At 52.9% G+C, this 18,769-nt stretch carries 14 protein-coding genes; 8 read left to right on the forward strand and 6 right to left on the reverse strand.

The features are described 5' to 3' along the window. Window positions 1–70: 70 nt before the first annotated feature. The 8 genes from HII30_RS00240 to HII30_RS00275 all read left to right on the forward strand — a co-directional run bounded on the left by HII30_RS00240 (window position 71) and on the right by HII30_RS00275 (window position 9,775). The gene (locus HII30_RS00240; protein WP_169502923.1) at window positions 71–1,357 is read left to right on the forward strand and encodes an adenylosuccinate synthase; all 1,287 of its coding nucleotides are present in this window, start codon (window positions 71–73) and stop codon (window positions 1,355–1,357) included. Between the two features lie 260 nt (window positions 1,358–1,617). Then, entirely contained in the window at window positions 1,618–2,265 is a 648-nt protein-coding gene (locus HII30_RS00245; RefSeq protein ID WP_169502924.1) for a hypothetical protein, read from the forward strand. 257 nt (window positions 2,266–2,522) lie between these two features. Then, window positions 2,523–4,115, forward strand: coding sequence for a M23 family metallopeptidase (locus HII30_RS00250; protein ID WP_169502925.1), 1,593 nt, complete (start codon window positions 2,523–2,525; stop codon window positions 4,113–4,115). 210 nt (window positions 4,116–4,325) lie between these two features. Beyond that, on the forward strand, window positions 4,326–5,060 hold the full coding sequence (gene yycF / locus HII30_RS00255) for a response regulator YycF (RefSeq protein ID WP_169502926.1): 735 nt from the start codon (window positions 4,326–4,328) through the stop codon (window positions 5,058–5,060). Continuing rightward, window positions 5,060–6,889 carry a cell wall metabolism sensor histidine kinase WalK gene (gene walK / locus HII30_RS00260; protein WP_169502927.1) on the forward strand — a complete coding sequence of 610 codons (1,830 nt, stop codon included), beginning with the start codon at window positions 5,060–5,062 and terminating at the stop codon, window positions 6,887–6,889. The genes yycF and walK overlap by 1 nt, the downstream gene beginning before the upstream one ends. After that, window positions 6,886–8,172 carry a YycH family regulatory protein gene (locus tag HII30_RS00265; RefSeq protein ID WP_169502928.1) on the forward strand — a complete coding sequence of 429 codons (1,287 nt, stop codon included), beginning with the start codon at window positions 6,886–6,888 and terminating at the stop codon, window positions 8,170–8,172. The genes walK and HII30_RS00265 overlap by 4 nt, the downstream gene beginning before the upstream one ends. A 34-nt stretch (window positions 8,173–8,206) precedes the next feature. Then, window positions 8,207–8,965: a two-component system regulatory protein YycI gene (gene yycI / locus HII30_RS00270; RefSeq protein WP_169502929.1), complete on the forward strand. Its 759-nt coding sequence runs from the start codon at window positions 8,207–8,209 to the stop codon at window positions 8,963–8,965. A gap of 6 nt (window positions 8,966–8,971) precedes the next feature. Continuing rightward, window positions 8,972–9,775, forward strand: a complete 804-nt coding sequence (locus HII30_RS00275; protein ID WP_169502930.1) for an MBL fold metallo-hydrolase — start codon at window positions 8,972–8,974, stop codon at window positions 9,773–9,775. 131 nt (window positions 9,776–9,906) lie between these two features. Here HII30_RS00275 and HII30_RS00280 read toward each other — a convergent pair whose 3' ends face one another. The 6 genes from HII30_RS00280 to HII30_RS00305 form a co-directional block, all read right to left on the reverse strand. After that, window positions 9,907–10,263, reverse strand: a complete 357-nt coding sequence (locus HII30_RS00280) for a Rieske (2Fe-2S) protein (RefSeq protein ID WP_169502931.1) — start codon at window positions 10,261–10,263, stop codon at window positions 9,907–9,909. Between the two features lie 640 nt (window positions 10,264–10,903). Continuing rightward, window positions 10,904–11,959, reverse strand: coding sequence for an amidohydrolase family protein (locus HII30_RS00285; RefSeq protein WP_211184346.1), 1,056 nt, complete (start codon window positions 11,957–11,959; stop codon window positions 10,904–10,906). A gap of 387 nt (window positions 11,960–12,346) precedes the next feature. After that, window positions 12,347–13,891 (reverse strand): extracellular solute-binding protein, encoded by a 1,545-nt coding sequence (locus HII30_RS00290; protein ID WP_169502932.1) that lies wholly within the window; start codon window positions 13,889–13,891, stop codon window positions 12,347–12,349. A 95-nt stretch (window positions 13,892–13,986) separates the two neighbouring features. Further along, window positions 13,987–14,847: a carbohydrate ABC transporter permease gene (locus HII30_RS00295; protein WP_169502933.1), complete on the reverse strand. Its 861-nt coding sequence runs from the start codon at window positions 14,845–14,847 to the stop codon at window positions 13,987–13,989. A 14-nt stretch (window positions 14,848–14,861) separates the two neighbouring features. Continuing rightward, window positions 14,862–15,755: an ABC transporter permease gene (locus HII30_RS00300; RefSeq protein WP_169503246.1), complete on the reverse strand. Its 894-nt coding sequence runs from the start codon at window positions 15,753–15,755 to the stop codon at window positions 14,862–14,864. A gap of 218 nt (window positions 15,756–15,973) precedes the next feature. Beyond that, the gene (locus HII30_RS00305) at window positions 15,974–18,298 is read right to left on the reverse strand and encodes a helix-turn-helix domain-containing protein (RefSeq protein WP_246245889.1); all 2,325 of its coding nucleotides are present in this window, start codon (window positions 18,296–18,298) and stop codon (window positions 15,974–15,976) included. Between the last annotated feature and the right edge of the window lie 471 nt (window positions 18,299–18,769).

Genomic DNA, 18,769 nt, shown 5'->3' on the forward strand with positions numbered 1-18,769 from the left:
AATGTTAACGTACATCGAGAAGTCATGAGAGACAATATATGGTGAATCATCACCGAGCGGAGGAATGAATATGTCAACGGTAGTCGTTGTGGGAACGCAATGGGGAGATGAAGGAAAAGGGAAGATCACGGATTATCTGGCGGAAAGCGCTGACGTGGTAGCCCGCTACCAGGGCGGTAATAACGCCGGCCATACCATTCTGATTGAAGACAAGAAATTTAAACTCAGCCTGATCCCATCCGGCGTGTTTTATGAAGATAAAATTTGTGTCATCGGCAACGGTATGGTTATCAATCCGGAAGCGCTGCTGCAGGAAATCCAGTATATTCACGAATCCGGATTCAGTACGAACAACCTGGTCATCAGTGACCGTGCCCATGTCATCATGCCATATCACATGATCCTGGATGCGCTGGAAGAAGACCGTAAGGGACCGAACAAAATCGGTACAACCCGCAAAGGCATCGGCCCTTGTTATATGGATAAGGCAGCACGTAACGGCATCCGGATCGCGGACCTGATGGACGCGAAGGAATTCGAATTGAAGCTGCGTCATATGATGAATGAGAAAAACCAGGTCATTACCCAGGTATACGGCGGAAAAGCACTGGACGTTGAGGAAGTGCTGAAGCAGTATCTGGAGTATGCGGAACAGGTTCGTCCGTATGTGCGTGATACGTCTGTCGTACTGAATGATGCGATTGATGCAGACAAAAAGGTTCTGTTTGAAGGCGCGCAGGGCGTCATGCTTGACCTTGACCAAGGTACATATCCGTATGTTACCTCGTCGAATCCGTCCGCTGGCGGCGTATGCATCGGCTCCGGTGTAGGCCCGTCCAAGATTCAGCAGGTTATTGGTGTAGCCAAATCGTATACGACACGTGTAGGCGACGGACCATTCCCGACAGAGCTGAATAACGAGATCGGCGATTTCGTCCGTGAAAAAGGCCATGAGTACGGCACTGTTACCGGCCGCGCCCGCCGTGTCGGCTGGTTCGACAGCGTTGTGGTTCGCCATGCGCGCCGTGTCAGCGGTATTACAGGCCTGTCCCTGAACTCGCTGGATGTACTCAGCGGTCTGGAAACCGTAAAGATCTGTACCGCTTACAAGTTCCGCGGGGAAGAGATCACGCATTACCCGGCAAGCCTGAACATGCTTGCTGAATGTGAAGCGGTTTATGAGGAGCTCCCGGGCTGGAGCGAGGATATCACCAGTGCCAAGACGCTGGAAGATCTTCCTGAGAACACCCGCCGCTATGTAGAACGTGTAGCAGAGCTGACCGGGATTCCGATTTCCATCTTCTCCGTAGGCCGGAATCGCGAGCAAACGAATCAGGTGCGTCCGATCTACGAGTAAAGATTGTAGCTATATAGAGGGAAATGATGAACTGGAATAAGAGCAAGTAGGTAAAATATTCCCTCGATCGCTGTTGTTCCTAGATTTCAAGTATTAAGCCTGCCGGTAATACACGGCAGGCTTATTTTTGCTGAGCGGGATAAAAAAGATACTGTGGGGCAATTTAAGAGGTTGAACCTGCTTTGTGCCGTCCATACTGGATAAAGAGCTGGAAGATTCCGGCTTGGACAAGGTATGCACAAGGGAGGTAAGCAATAATTATGAGAATACTTAAATGGCTGCTCAAAATCAGCGTGACCGCTGTTCTGGTCAGCACACTGACGATCCTGACGACAGGACTGGTCGTCAATGCCTATCTGAAGTCGGTGCTCGCCAGCTTTAATATTGAGCTGGAAGGCCAGCCACTGGGATTTGGAGGCATCGTGAACAATATATTCAGCAATCAAGCAGCAGGCGGCGTTCAGGGGACGACGGCTGCGGAGAAAGAAGCATCCGAGAAAGAAGCATCGGAAAAGGAAGCGTCCCGCCAGGGCAAGGATGACTCGGTCAACGAAAACCCGGTGAGAGATACGGAATCGGAGAGTGATCCGGGTAAAGGAACGGCAGAAAGCGGAGAGCCGCCGGACAACGCGCTGCCGGTTATGGGCAGCGGCGCCGATTCCCTAGAAGGGGAAGAGATTGTGATGACGCCCGATGAGCTGGGAAGCAAGAAAAGCAGCTTGACGATGAAAGAAAAGGAAGAAATTTTCACTCTGCTGATGAGAAAACTGCCCCAATCGGAAATGCAGAAAATTTCTGCGGCGATGGAGGGCGGATTGACGGCTTCCGAGCTGAAGGAAATGGAAAGCGGGATTGCCCAATATTTGAGTGAGGAAGAGTTTCAGAAGCTGATGGAGATGCTGCAATAAAGCCTGTAATCCCAAGAGGCGACATGCTGCTGTCACACTTTTGTCACCATTTGATTGGTATAGATCCGAAAAATGGAAAGAAAACCCGCGCTCTGTGCGGGTTTTTGCCGTTTTTTACATACTTGCTTCCCTTCTTGCCGCTATGTTAAAGTTAACGAAGAGTAAAAAGGTTAAGATTTTGACACCTTTAAGCAATCGTTACCTATAAATAATCACGGTTTCTTACATAAGGTTGTCCAGTGGAAAAGGAGACAAGCATGAAAGGTTTTCAACATTCGCGGTGGTATCAGAGCATCAAGCATCGCTTGAAGAGCCGGTCAGCCGCCGAACCAACGCAGCAGCCCCCTCATGAATCTGGCGTCCAGGTGACGAAGACATCAGCGGGTGAAGAACCTCGTTTATCTGTCTGGCAGAAATCACGTAAAATCATATATATATCGGCAGCTGTACTGCTGACGGCCGGAGGCATTTTCACCGCAAACCGTCAGTATGTGAATGCCAACACGGTGTCTTTCTATCACGTATATGTGAACGGAGAGAGTATCGGAAGTATTCAGGATGACAATCAACTCGATGAACTGTTTGCTTCCAAGCAGCAGTATTATGAAGAGAAGTACCCGGATGCCAATATGGTGCTCTTCACGGAAGGCATCACGACGAAGATGGACCGGGATTACAAACCGGATATCCAGCCGGAAGCGACACTGGACAAGCTGGATGGTATGCTGAAAGCCTACGCCCGAGGTGTGGAGCTGAAGCTGGACGGAGAAGTGATCGCCATCGTCAAGGATCAGGAAACGGCGCAGGCCGTGATGGCTGCAGCTAAAGCCAAGTTTGCACCAGAGCCAGAGACCGTACAGGCGGCCAAGACATCCTCCATGTCGCTCCAGCGTGTCAGCGCATCGGCAGGAGATTCTGATTCTGCTGTTAAGATCAAGGAAGAATTCACGATATCATCGACCAAGGCTGATCCCAATAAAGTGCTGGATCTGGAAGCTGCGGTGGAGCTGCTGACTACAGCCAAGGACAAGCCCGTTCGATATACTGTACAGGAAGGGGACACCATCTCCTCCATTGCCAGGGAACACGGAATGAACAGTGAGGATGTATTGAAGCTCAACCCCGGACTGCAGGAGAAATACGTGCAGATCGGCACCGAACTGACACTGACGTCTCCCACAGCACCGCTTACGGTGCAAACGGTGGAAATGCTGACAGAGAAGATGCCGAGCAAGCCGGAAATTGAGGTGCGTAAAAGCGATGAACTTCCACTGGGCAAACGCAAGGTGGTCCGTCCCGGCCGTGACGGGGTGAAAGAAGTTCAATACAGAGTGATCAAGGAAAACGGCAGGGTCGTATCCAGAGAGTGGATCGGCCAGGAGGTTGTACAGCCTTCGCTGCCGGAAGTCGTATATAAAGGAACAAAGGTGGAGAAGAAAGCTGCTCCGGCCGCCATGTCTGCAGCATCCAAGGCTGCTTCCTCCAGCGGCAAGAAGTTTACCTGGCCGGTAAGCGGAGCAAGAATCACCAGCTCCTACGGGCCTCGCTGGGGCCGGAAGCATGAAGGCGTGGATTTGGTGGGAGGCCGAACTATTATGGCTGCAGCGGGAGGCAAAGTTATTTTTGCCGGAACGCAGGGCACGTATGGAAAGGCAGTCATCATTGATCATGGTGATGGTTATCAGACGCTTTACGGGCATTTGAGCAGCATTTCGGTCCGCAGCGGCCAGTCCATCAGCCAAGGCGGCAAGGTGGGCATCATGGGCAGTACCGGGCGTTCTACCGGCATTCATCTGCATTTTGAAATTCGTAAGAACGGAAATCAATTAAACCCTATGCAGTATCTATAGTCTTGTGCTATACTGTCACTACGACAAACGACATAAGCCATTATTGGTTTTATATATCATAACTTAACCAGAGAGAACCGCTCCTTCACAGGGGCGGTTCTCTTATTGTTAAGGTGCTGTTTTGGCAGCCATACTGGATGTAAGAGACCAGCAGGTATGGTAAAATAGGGTCATCAACCGTTCAGGTAAAGGTATGAGGTGAAGAGGGACATGCAGGGAAACATTCTGGTGGTGGATGACGAACAGCCCATCGCTGATATTTTAAAATTCAATCTGGAAAAGGAAGGCTATGAGGTCATCTGCGCCTTTGACGGGATCAGTGCCGTTGAGCTGGCATTATCCCGGCGTCCGGATTTGATGCTGCTCGATCTGATGCTGCCCGGCAAGGATGGCATGGATGTGTGCCGTGAGATACGTGCCGCCGGCCTGCAGACACCGATCATCATGCTGACCGCCAAGGACGGAGAGATCGACAAGGTACTCGGTCTGGAGCTCGGTGCAGATGATTATGTGACCAAACCGTTCAGTACACGGGAGCTGCTGGCCCGGGTCAAGGCGCAGATGCGCCGCCAGAACAAGAATACCGGTGCCGACGACGCAAATGGTGCAGCAGGAAACGGTGACAAGCAGGGGCTTCGTCTGTTTGATCTGTTCATCGATACCGATATGTATATGGTTTACAAGAGCGGAGACGCGCTGGATTTAACTCATCGTGAGTATGAGCTGGTCTATTATCTGGCCAAAAACGCCGGAAAAGTGATGACCCGAGAGCATCTGCTTCAGGCGGTCTGGGGCTTTGAATATTTCGGAGATGTCCGGACTGTGGATGTCAGCATCCGCCGGCTGCGTGAGAAGATTGAAGAAAATCCGAGCAAGCCGGAATATATTTTGACCCGCCGGGGGCTTGGTTATGTGATGCGCAGTCCGAAAAACGGAGGACTGTAATGAAGTGGCTCTCCTTCTTCCGCACCATTCAGGCGAAGGTGATCATCATTTATGTTCTGCTGATCCTGATTGCGATGCAGCTGATCGGCGTCTATTTTGTCAGTGCCATGAAGAACTCGCTCACGAGCAATTTCACGACCGATTTGCAGGAACGCGCAGAGCTGATGTCGGTGCTGGCGGCAAAAACGCTGGCCGGAGGCAGTGATGCCGAAGAAAACCCGGTGGACAGCCTGCAGGTGATGGTCAACAATCTGTTCAATCTGGACGGTGCCGAGATTCAGGTGCTGGATGCAACCGGACGGGTGCTGACGACATCGCTGTCTTCACAGGCCGATTATGTGGGCAACAAGAATACGCAGACCGTGGTCAGCCGCGCCCTTCAGGGGATCCGTGATAACGAGGAAAATATTCTGGACGATGACGGAATCCGGAAGAAGGTGGTCGCCAAGCCGGTCATCCATAACGGGAAGATCGTTGGCGCCATCTACATTGTCGCCAGCATGAGCGAGCTGTATGAAACCATGCAGTGGATCAATAACATTTTTATATCCGGGATTCTGCTTGCGCTGGGACTCACGGCCATACTCGGCGTCATCCTGTCCCATACGATCACCCATCCGATTAAAGAGCTGACGAAGCATGCGCGGGCGGTGGCAGAAGGACGATTCACGGAAAAGACGCCGGTGTTCGGCAGTGATGAAATCGGCCAGCTGAGCCAGGCATTCAATTATATGACAGGGCGTCTGCGGGAAGCTCTCTCCCAGAATGAAGAGGAGAAGGAGAAGCTGGCATCCATTCTGACCAATATGAGCGACGGGGTTATTGCAACAGATGAAGCGGGACGCGTCATTCTGATGAACCGGCGGGCAGGTCAAATGCTCGGTGTCGAGGGTGAGGAACTTGCCGGCCGGGAGATTGCCGCACTGCTGGGACTAGACGATAAGGAAGCCGAGGCACTGGCCAGAGGAGAAGGCAGTGATTCCAAGCTGCTGGAGGTTGCGCCGCGTGAGGGAGATCCGGCTCTGATGATGCGCGTGACGTTTACCCCGATTCACCGCCGGGACACCGGCATCACGGGTACCATTGCTGTGCTTCAGGATGTGACAGAGCAGGAGAAGCTGGAAGCTTCCCGCCGGGAGTTCGTGGCGAATGTCTCTCATGAACTGCGCACGCCGCTGACCACCATCAAGAGCTATACCGAAGCACTGGAAGACGGGGCGCTGGAGGATCGCCAGATGGCTCCCCGTTTCGTCCATGTCATCCAGAATGAAACCGGGCGGATGATCCGCTTGGTGACAGATCTGCTGCATCTCTCCCGCCTGGATTCGAAAGAAGCTGCCCTGCGCAGGCAGCAGGTGGACATTGTGGAGATGCTGGAGGATGTCGAGGACCGGTTTTCTTTTCAAATGCAGCAAAAAGGGATTACGGCCATCATTGACGTCAAAGCTGGTGTTTCGAAGGGGATGCTGGATCGTGACGGGATTGACCAGGTGCTCGACAACCTGATTTCGAATGCGCTGAAATACACACCTGATGGAGGAACCATCACGATGGAAGCGGCACTGACCGAACAAGGCATGCTGTCCCTGTCTGTAAGCGATACGGGGATCGGGATTCCGAAGAAGGATCTGGACCGGATCTTCGAACGGTTCTACCGTGTAGATAAAGCAAGAACCCGAAATATGGGTGGGACCGGCCTTGGACTCTCCATTGCCCGGGAAATGGTCCGTGCACATGGAGGCAGCATTTCCCTTCAATCCGAGCTGGAAAAAGGCACAAAGGTCACTTTTACGCTGCCTTTGGTCGTTGAAGGAGGCGAAAGCGCATGATGGAGAGAATCAAGACGTCGTTTTTGGCCTTTCTGGTGCTGTGCAGCCTGATTCAGAGTTATTTTCTCATCTACCGTCTGCCGGGCAGCGAATCTGTTGTTCAATCTGGTAACTCATATATCGAAACCGATGAGATGGGACCGGAAGAGAAGACGGAAAACCTGATCTATCCGAAAAATATGGTCGTGCATCTCGGAGCAGACAAGCATACGATGTTCTATCCTGGTCAAATGTTCTATGATCTGATTTATAACCGGGTAAAAGGCCGTTCCTTTGACAGCTTTCAGCGGCGTACGGTCAGTAATATGGACTGGTCGGCCCTGCGTTCTGCAAACAAGGGCATTGAGCTGAATTTCGGCTCCGGCATTCCAGTCACACTACTGCAGCGGGTCATGCAGATTTCCCCCGACTCGCTGTTTGAAGGGGAGAGCATCCATAAAATGTGGCTGTACAGTGTGGATGGGGAGCCAAAGGTGCATGCGCTCTTCTTCAGCACCGAAGGAAATGTCGTGTACGAAGCGGCCCAGGCCGACCTGACGGTACAGGACATCGGGCAGCTGGTCGATTTTGGCCAGGAATGGGTGCCTTATACGCTCAGTGAGGACGAAAGCTACTATATTCCGGAGCAGCCGGTGGATATGGTCTCCCTGGAGCTGACGACCGATCTGTATACCGTCGAACAGATGCAGCGAAGTCTGTTCTTCGATCCCGGGATTACCCGAAATATCCGCGAACGTGATGGATCCGAGATTTATACGGACGGCAAACGAAGTCTCCAGGTCGACGAGAGCCAGCACTTTATCAACTATACCGATCCCGCGGCACCGCCGTCGGGAGAGAGCAACCCCGGGCGAGATGTGCTGACCGCCATCAACTTCGTGAATCAGCATGGGGGTTGGAATGGGAGCTATCGTCTGAGCGGGACGTTGGAAAGTCAGGACCGGACTGCGGTGGAATTTCAGCAGTATTACCGGGGTTATCCGATTTTGGACACACCCGGTCTGAATTATGGCCTGATGGTGATGGAACTGCAGCAGGGTACCGTTACCTCTTATGAACGCTCCCTGCTTCATGCAGAGCGGCAGGAGCAGGAGAAGCGGATTTATAATCTGCCGGGTGGAGACAGGCTGCGGGAGCTGCTGGGTGTCGTACCGGAGAATGTTAACATAACAGCGCTGCAGCCGGCGTACCGGCCGTCCCTGCAGGAGGATCAGCTGCGGCTGACGCCAGTATGGGCCGTGGTGCTGCAGGATGGAACAATGAAGGAGCTGACCAGTTTCTAGATATATGACACGGATAAGAGCAGGAGGGTGAGAAATGGATTGGGGACGAGCCAAAAATGTGCTCATATATGCGTTTTTGCTGTTAAATCTGGTGCTGGGCTATCAGCTGTGGATGGATCTGCGCGATCAGGCCGGAGCAAGCCCTGATTTCACTGCTCTATCCGTGGCCACACAGCGGCTGATGGAGGACAACCGGATTCAGGTGCTCAGTCCGATTCCGGTCGAGACGCCGCAGCTGCCCAAAATTTCATACACCTACAGGCCGGATGCACAGGGGGACCCGGTCAAGCTGACCCAGGCCGTGGACACCAGGCTCATTTACGGTGAATTTAAGGACCTGCAAAATGCGATTGGCGATGAGATTCCCAACCTGGATCAATACCGCCATGATCCCCAGTCCGACCGGGAGGATGCCTTTGTGTACCGTCCGCTGGTGAACGGCAAATGGCCGCTGTTTAATGTGGACCTGGAGCTGTTTCATCAGAGCCAGAAGATTGAATATTTCCGGGAACCGGTGCTGGACATCAAGCCCACAGGGGATGTGGAGGAGCAGAAGGTGCTGTCTGCCTCCAAAGCGCTCGGTACGCTGATTGAGCGGAATGTGATTCCGCCCCGGTCTGCGGTGAAGGACATCCAGCTCGGGTATTATGGCCAGATGTTCGATACGGAAGTGGAATTGGCGGCGCCAGCCTGGCGGTTTACGCTGGATAACGGCGAGATGATTTATCTGCAGGGTATAAGCGGGGACGTATTCACCCCGAAGAGTGATAAAAGCGATCAAGCAAAGGAGTAATCAGTCATGGCGATATCTTTTTCCGTGCTGTCGAGCGGCTCGACGGGCAACGCTACTGTTGTCCGTAATGAGGACACGACACTGCTGATCGATGCCGGGCTTAGTGCACGGCGGATTGATGAGCTGCTGAAGGAGCGGGATATGTCGGGCGAGGAGATTGACGGCATTCTGATCACCCACGAGCACTCGGATCATATTAAAGGACTCGGTGCGGTGGCCAGGAAGTACAATCTCCCCATCTATGCGAATGAAAAAACATGGGAAGCCATGAACCGGTCCATCGGCAAGATCGCCGAGGAGAACCGGATCGTGCTGCAAAGTCATGAGGTGAAGGACTTCGGCACCCTTCGGGTGGAGCCGTTCGAGATCTCGCATGATGCGGCAGAGCCGGTAGGCTACTGCTTCTATGATGGAGATGAGAAGCTGGGTGTAGCGACCGATCTCGGTTATGTCAGCGATAAGGTGAAAAGAGCGGTCGAGGGCTCTGATGTGCTGGTCATGGAAGCCAATCATGATATCGAGCTGCTGCGCATGGGACGCTATCCCTGGAACACCAAACGCCGTATTCTCGGCGATATGGGCCATCTCTCCAACGAGTCTGCCGGCGACGCGCTCAGCGAGCTGATGACAGGCGACACCAAGCGCGCCTATCTCGCGCATCTCAGCCGGGATCATAACATGATGGACCTGGCCAAAATGACGGTGCGCGACACGATGGAAGACCGCGGCTGTTTCTTCAAGGACAGCGAGTTCAAGCTGTGCGATACGTATTATGACCGCTCCACACCGTGGGACAAGATCAAGGATTGAGCAGATTGAAGTTTAAAAGTTATCGTTCTGAATGACTGCGATGTCAAGTGTTCTTAGGACCGCTGTTGCTTAGAGAGAGTTAATAAAAGCCCCGGACGCAGAGACTGTCTGCGAGCCGGGGCTTTTATTGCTCATTTTCCGAACACAATGCCGATCTGGTCGTCCTCGACGATAACCTTATAGATCTTCACGCGGACGCGGCTGCTGAACAGGGACAGGCCGGTTTTGATGTCAAATTCCCAGCCATGCCACGGGCAGCGAATGATCTCGCCGCTGCGCCCATGCTGATATTCATACACCCCGGATGCCAGCGTGGTGCCGGACACATACCCGGCGCACATAGGCGCACCCTGATGCGGACAGTAATTGTTCAGGGCGAAGAACTCACCATTCACACGATACAATCCAATCTCCCGGCCCTCCAGCTGGAGCAGCAGATGGCCGCCCTCCGGCACATCCTCACTTCTGGCTACGATATGAACCGCCATATGAACCCTCCCTTCAGGGGAATGTCTCACCATGTTAATTAGAGGTGGAATGACCTTTGGTTCAGTTTAGTCGTACCCTCCTGGTGACTTGGAATTTTTAACGGACTGAATGTCCGTTAGAGCCGAAAGTTATCTTAATGTGTTTAAAAGATGGGGCGCAGACAGTCAGCAGCAAGCAGCAAAAACTCGCAATTGACAGCCACAGACAGCCAACAGTAATCAGCGAACGGCAACCAGCAAACAACGGCAACCAGCAACTGACAGTCAATAGTAATCAGCAACTTCTAACGGACCCTCAGTCCGTTAGAGTGTCGATTTGAGCTCTGTTCCCAATCTAACGGACATACAGTCCGTTAGATTGCTCAAAGAGCCCTTTTCTAGCATGATTTGTAGCTCTAACGGACTCAATGTCCGTTAAAAATTAGAAACATCGGTTTTATTGGCTCTAACGGACTGAATGTCCGTTAGAGCCGAAAGTTATCTTAATGTGTTTTAAAAATGGGGCGCAGACAGTCAGCAGTAAGCATCAAGCTGCCACCAGCCACCAGCCACCAGCAACTAACAGCCAGCCACCAACTAGCAACGAGCAGCCAGCATCCAACATCAAGCAGTCACCAGCCAACAACAACCAACGACCAGCCTAAAGTTTGTACAGCTTCTTGGCATTATCATAGAAAATTTTCTGCTTGGCCTCGGGACTCAGCTTGCGCAGAATCATGCCGGGATCATCGAAATCCCAGTGGGGATAGTCGCTGGAATACAGCAGCATGTTCTCTGCATCGAACATATTGAACAGGTCGATCAGGTGCTGCGGGTTCTCCGGCTCCTCAATCGGCTGTGTGGTCAGGAAGCAGTGCTCCCGGATGTATTGGCTGGGAAGCTTCGTCAGCCAGGGAACGGTGGAGCGCAGCGCTTTATAGTTCTTATCGAGCCGCCACATGAGCGGCGGCAGCCAGGATACGCCGCCCTCAACGAGGACGAGCTTCAGCTCGGGGTACTTCACGAATACGCCTTCGGTCACGATGCTGACGAGATGGGCCATAAAGGTCTGCGACAGATTCGTATGCCATTCAATATACCTCGCGGGATACCCGACGGAGGTAGGAGCGGTAGAACTGCCGGCACCCTCAGCCCCGGGATGCACGGCTATAGGCAGGCCATTGCGTGCTGCCGCTTCATAAATCGGATGATAGAAGCGGTGGCCCAAGGGCATACGTGCCGCGCTGGAGATGATGACCTCCACGATGTCCGGGTGGCTGCCGACACGGTCGATTTCCCTGGCTGCGAGCGCAGGGTCCAAGGTGGACACGGCCAGGGCTCCCTTGAATGCAGGGTGGCGGCCGAGCCATTCGTTCATGAGAAAATCATTATAGGCCGAACAGATCGCCGCGGCGAAATCCGGATCGTGTGTAGCCGAGATGTTATATACGACACCGGTCAGGACGGCATACTCTACATCGTAACGTTCCACCAGCTGCTGAACCATAAGATCGGGGTCACTTCCGGCTTTGCCGCCTCCCGGCGGGATCGCGTCTTTCTTCATCACGCCCACAGGCGAGTAGTAGCCGGAGCCGGCATAGCCAACACCGGACTTCGCCACACGGGAGCGCCAAGGCTCTGGCAGGTAGGGGACCAAGGCGGCATCATCTTGCTCGTTATGCACATCAGCGTCGATGACTTTCAAGGGACGGGACAATGAGAACACCTCCAGGATAAAAGTTTAGGGACGGACAACGTTACAGCGGCGCCGCACCGCGAGGGCTAACCGGCGACTGGGCGTGCGCACCAAGCGTGTGCACCAAGCGTATGTACCCAAGCGGCCCGACCATGCACAGCGAGTGACTCGATCATGTGCAGCAGGGACCCATCAAGCACACTGGGCTGCCAGATCAAGCAAACTGAGCACTCGATCATATGCACTCCGTACAACCCGATCAAACAACCCGATCAAGCACACCAAGCGGCTTCATGATGCACAGCAGGCGGTCCGATCAAGCGTTCTGATCAAGTGCACCGGACGTACACAGCGGACGTTCTGGCTGAACATCCGCTGTATACCGTGCATCCATGACCTAGTTAAGCGTTATTTCCCGCCGTACGTGCGGTCATAGGCGGTATTATACATATTCAGCAGATCATCCGCGCCGAGCTTCTTGCACTCGTCCAGGAACTGCTGGTAAGCTTCATCGGTCATTGGCGTTTTGCCGGTGACGAACTCGGTCAGGCGCTGCTCCAGGAACTTGTTCAAGTTGTTCAGCTTGGATTTCTCCAGCTCCATCTCTTCTTCGGTCTTGACGATCTGTTTCGGTGCCGGAAGAATGAACGGCTCATACAGCTTGTTGATCTCCTTGCTCTTGTCGCTCAAACCGCGCTCCCATACTTCGCGGGACTTGGCGTTGTTCAGCGTAATCAGGTCATACCAGACGCCCCAGTCCTTGCGCAGCGTATTGAACGGAGAAGCGCCGAACTCCTTCATAAAGACCGGTTGGCCGTTTTCGATCGTATACGTCTTGCCCTCAATGCCGAGGGACAGTAAATTCGAGCCTTCTTCGCTCTTCAGGTAATCCAGGAACTGCACAGCGCGCTCCTTGTCCTTCACCTTCGCCGAGATGGCACGGCCCACGCCTCCGATCACCGGACGGGAGTACTGATAATTCTTCACGCCGTCTGCGGCAAACATCGGAATGGCATCCAGCTCGTAGTCCGCAGCGCCCGCTTTACGGGCCTTATCGGTCAGCGATTCCAGATCGGCCTTCCAGAAGTAGGTGACGAGCGATTTGCCGGTCAGAATCCGTTCTTCCCACTGCGCCTGCGTCAGCAGCGAATATTCCGGATCCAGCAGCTTCTCGGTATACAGCTTGTTCAGGAACATCAGCGATTCTTTATAGCCGTCATGATATGGTGCGAAAGCGTAGCTGCCTGTGGCCGGGTCGATGTTGAAGAAGCCCTGAATGCCGGTAAAAGCCCGCCCCATCACGGTATACAAGCCCGTATCGCCCACGATGGCGTTCGAGATCAGCGGATAGGAATTCGGCTCCTTTTCCTTGTAGGCCTTCAGGAATTCGTAGAATTCATCCGTCGTCGTCGGCGCTTTCAGACCATGTTTGTCCATAAGGTCCTTCCGGGTGTACCAGATGAAGTTAAAGCCTTTGCCTTCGGCATCGCCTTCAATGACAGGCACGCTGTAGATTCCGCCGTCTGCGCCGGTGGCGACAGCCTTGGCTTCCGGATAATCCTCGAAGAATTTTTTCAGATTCGGTGCCCCATCCAGATAGTCATTCAGATTCAAAAAGACTTTCTCCGGCCCGTGCTCCCGGCCTTCCTGCGTATCCACCTGCATAATGTCGGTCACGGAGTTCGTGGCGATCATAATCTGCTTCTTCTCCTGCAGACCCTCCTGGCTCACGATCTGAAAATCCACCTTGACCCCGGTTTTCTCCTGCAGCTCCTTGAAAATCTCCCAGTCGTCCCGCACCTTGCCCTCCACCCGGTCATACACCAGCCAGGACAGCGTCACCGGTTTGTTCGGATCACTGCTGCCGCCGGCGCTTTCGCCCCCGGAACAACCTGCCAGCAGACCAGACAGCAGTCCAGCCATAAGGATCATGCTTAAGCCTCTCTTTTTCATAAAACAGCCTCCCTTTGGATCAGATATGGGTCAAACCTGCAAACCTGCTAACCTGTAGTGCGGTATATCAGCAGATGGACGGGACCTCAAGACAACTAGCCCTTGATTCCGCCAATCATGGTGCCCTGGACAAAATATTTCTGGAGAAACGGATACACACACAGAATCGGAATTGTGGCAATCATAATCATGGCGTACTTCAGCGTCTCCAGGTGACTGAGGTCACCCTCGCCCTGTACGTTGGTGCCGGCAATGAGAATGTTGCGCAGCATGATCTGCAGCGGATACAAATCCCGGTCATTCAGATAGATCAGTGCATCAAAGAACGCATTCCACTGATTGACCGCCGTGAACAGCCCGATCGTGGCCATGACCGGCATCGACAGCGGCAGCACGATCCGCAGCAGCACCTGGAAGGAACTGCAGCCGTCGATAGTGGCCGCATCCTCCAGTTCCTCAGGGAGCCCTTCAAAGAACGTCCGCATAATGAACAGATACCAGGTACTGACCAGCGAAGGCAGGATAACAGCCCACAGGGTGTCCAGCATGCCGAGCTTCTGCACGACGAGGAAGGTCGGAATCATGCCTCCGCCGAAGAGGAGCGTAAATGCAGCCAGCAGCAGAATGATGCGGCGGCCGGGCAGCCATCTTTTGGCGAGTGGATAGGCCATGGCTGACGTGACCAGCAGACTGAGGAACACCTGCATTGCCGTGTAGCGGATCGTGTTCCAGTAGCTCATCCACAGATCCGGGTTATAGACCAGCTGCTCATAGGCGATCAGTGTGATCTCCTTGGGCCACAGCAGCACCTCGCCGCTGGCGACCAGCGCATTGTTCGAGATGGATGCAGAAAACACGTAGACAAGCGGGTACAGCATAACGACGACGAGCACCAGCATCAGCAGCGTATTGAACACATCGAACACTCTGGAGCCCAGGCTTTCCTTGATTTTCATTGGTTTTTCCCCCTCTACCACAGACTCGTCGCAGAATATTTACGGACAATCCGGTTCGCAGCGACAATCAGGACAAAGCCGATGACCGACTGGAACAGTCCCACAGCGGTGGCGAAGCTGAAGTCGGCATCCAGAATCCCGCGCCGGTACACGAAGGTGTTAATGACGTCTGATGTCTCATAGTTCATGGAGTTGTACAGGAGCAGGATTTTGTGAAATCCGGTTTCCATAAAATTGCCCAGCGTGAGCACGAACAAAATAATCATGACCGGCAGCATGCCGATGAGCGTAATGTGACGCACCTGCTGGAAGCGGTTTGCGCCGTCCATTTTGGCCGCCTCATACAGGGTTGGATCAATGCCTGCAATCGCAGCGAGGTACAGGATCGTGCCCCAGCCGACTTTTTGCCAGATTTCTGAACCGACGTAGACACTCCGGAACCACTCCGGAATCCCGAGGAACATGATCGGCTCCATACCGAATACCCGGACCAAAAAGTGATTGACGACACCGGTCGTGGGGGACAGAAATGTAACGAGAATGCCCGCAATGACGACGGTAGACAGAAAATGCGGCATGTAGCTGATGCTCTGCACGAACCGTTTGAAAAATTTGCTGCGAATTTCGTGAAACAGTATGGCCAGGATAATGGGTGCCGGAAAATGAAACAGAAGATCATACACATTGAGCATCACCGTATTGCGGATCAGCTTCCATGAATCCGGCGTGACATAGAAAAATTCGATAAAATGCTTCAGCCCCACAAACTTGCTCTCCAGGATGCCGCGGCCGACGGAATAGTCCTGAAAAGCGATGATGATGCCGTACATCGGAATGTACTTGAAGATGATGTAGTACAGGATTCCGGGCAGCATCAGCAGGTACAAAATTTTGTGCTTTTTCATCATGGACCACAGTGATCTCTTATTAGTCACCACGCAACCCCCTTCATGATGGTCTGCTGCTCTTTGGGCTCGACCTTGATGGCCTAACTATAAGCAGGGCAGAGAGGGGCGTAAAGACGGCATATTTGGGGGAGGGTGCTTTTTTTGCAAAGCCTGTGGGAGCGGGAAAAAAGGACCTTTTTCGAAAAAAAAGAGACTCCCGAAAAAAAGGAGTCATCCCTTTACTGGTGCAGCATCCGGTACTTCGCGGGCGTAATGCCCTCGTATTTGCGGAACATGCGGATGAACGAGTTGCGGCCCCAATAACCGACCTTACCGGCAATGTCATCAATGCGCAGATCGGTCTCCCGCAGCAATTCCTTGGCTTTCATCAGACGGTAGCGGGCAAGGTATTCTACATATTTCTCCCCGACCTCTTCCTTAAACGTGCGGCTGAAGTGACCGACCGACATGTTCAGTGTCCCGGCAAAATGCTCAATTGACAGCTCTTGGTCATAATGCTCGTGGATATAGGCCACAATGTCCGCGAATTTCTGCGGCTTCTCGTCTGCCGGCTCTTGAAGAGGAAAGAGCAGGGCATGGATGCTGCCCAAGGTCGTTTTCAGCTCCTCCATCGTCATGCACCGGTTCATCTCCTCAAACAATCCGGCATAATAGAGGACGTCAAAATCCTTCCGCTCATGCTCCACCGCACGAATCCACGTATTCAGCATGTCGGTGCAGTGCTGTTTGATCTGCAGAGCTGTGGCATTCGCGGCCGCTCCCTGATCCAGGGTCTGCAGGGCGGTATGCAGCACCTTGTCGTACTCCCGGCTCTGCACCTGGTTCAGCATGCGGTTAATGTCCTGCAGCGAGAGGAAGCTGTCATAAGGAGCCTCCGGATGGCTGGCCGCAGAGCAGATTTCCACACCGGAGTGAAGACGTCTGCGCTGCAGAACGGAGAATCCCTGTTCATAGGACTGGTGCAGCTCCTCCAAATGGTGAACCGTGCTTCCGACCCCGATGGTCGCTTTGAAATACTGGCTGTAAAGCTGCAGCGCCAATTTTAGAATATCGGCACATTCCTCCGGGGACATTTGCAGAAACGGGTCATGGTGCATAATGACGGCCAGCATATCCGGCTTGCTCTGGCACAGCCACAGCTCCAGCGGCACCAGCGCGCACATCCGCTCCTTCAGCTCGGTCATGAGAAAGGATTTGGACGACTCAGACAGGACCGTGAACATGGGCTCTACATGAAAAGCGACACACAGGACCGTACGGGCAGGCTTGCGATTGTAGGAAAAGCCGATCTCTTGGGCATACGTTTCAATGGAAAGCGGATCCCGAAACTGTCCCTGGAGCACTTTCGTCAGAAAATGCTCGTGCACAATCGGTGTCATGCCGTTGACACGCTGGGAAAGCTGCTGGTTCTCGGTCAAGATCAGCTTCGAGTAGCGCTTGATGACGTCGAAGTCATTCCGGCTGCCCGCTTGTGTTATCTGATTGGACTGGCAGGCGAGGCCTTCCTTAATTTCCATAATAGGCTTGTAAATCCGCCGGCTCAGATAGTAGGAGACAATACTGCCGACGACCAGAAAAAAGAGCAGAAACATCCAGCTGACGAGCCGCGTTATGTGCGCTGGCTTCATCAGGGTGTTCAGGTCGATCACGCTGAGATAGGACCAGGAATCATCGAATGTGGAGGGGACCAGCGAGACTGCCTTATCACCGGCTACATTAAACAGTGAATTTTGACCGCTGATGGCGGACAGCAGTTCACGCGGAATGACGTCCCAGGCGCTCTCCCCTCCGGCTTGCCGCAGCACCTGTCCTTCCCGGCCGAGGATGGCCGTGCCTGCCGCCCACTCCTGCTTCACATCAATCAGCTGCTGCAGCCGGCTTCCGTTCAGGTTGACGACCAGGTAAGCATCCGGCGTATCCGAATTGAAGGGATAGCTCATGAGTGCAGGGAGATCCTGACCCTGGGCCGGCAGGAAATCCATCATTTTTTTACCGGCCAGACGGGAGAAAAGCTGATTCTGGTCCTGTTGTGACAGCGGATGCTGGAGATTGAAGTAGTACGACTTGCTGGTGTACGTCTCGGCGTCAATGACCAGATCGTGCTGGGGAAATATGAGGTAGGCCTTGGACACCAGCTCATCCGCCTGCAGCTTGATCAGCTGCTTGCGAAGCCCATGAATCATCTCGGAGCGCTCCGTATTGTCCAGGGAGGAATCCCTGGCCTGTTCTTTCTGCAGACTGCGGATGCTGGACATGCTGAGCATGTTGATCATGTTGGTCTTCAGGGTGTTCAGCTCTGTGTCAGCCTGCTTTGTGAACTGGCTCATAATCACATCGCTCAGCTTGCGGGCATCCTCTTCAATCAGCCGTACGACCAGCACATGGGCCAGCATGCTGGCGACAATGACAGGAATCAGGATCAGCACAAAATAATTGGCAAAATGCCGCCAGAACAGATTGGCCCGCAGCGATTTCAGCTTGGGGAGAGGAAACATACCGGTCACCAACTTTCTCGAGATATAAGACAAGAGATAACCTGACATGAGAAGTAAGAAAGCGTTTACAACTTAGATTATATTATTATATTTGTGTTGAAATAATACTTCAACAGATTTAACTATAATAAAATTTTATTACAGAATGTGGATTTTACTATGAGGGAATACAAGTTCGTTTCTGCTAGGAAAGATGTGCCTGAATTCCAGCTTGGTTTTTTCTTGAAATCGTACGCCAATCAGACACATAAAAACAGGTGAAAACCCCTGCGGTTGTGGTACAATGAACGAGGTTAAGCAAGAGATCGGCCAGCGAATAAAAATGCTATATGGCACAGAATGAGCATGCCGGAACAGCGGTATGTTTATTTCGTTCTCCTTTTTGTGGAAAACTGGCTTATTTTTCGTAAAAAATGATCTTTTTCGAAAGTTATCTGAAAATAGACGCTTACCAGGCGGGGAACGGTGGTATAAAGATGTAGAGGTTTTTGCATGCGACCAAAAATAATGTATGACGTA

This window comes from Paenibacillus lemnae (genome assembly GCF_012933385.1).
Lineage (GTDB): Bacteria > Bacillota > Bacilli > Paenibacillales > Paenibacillaceae > Paenibacillus_AQ > Paenibacillus_AQ lemnae.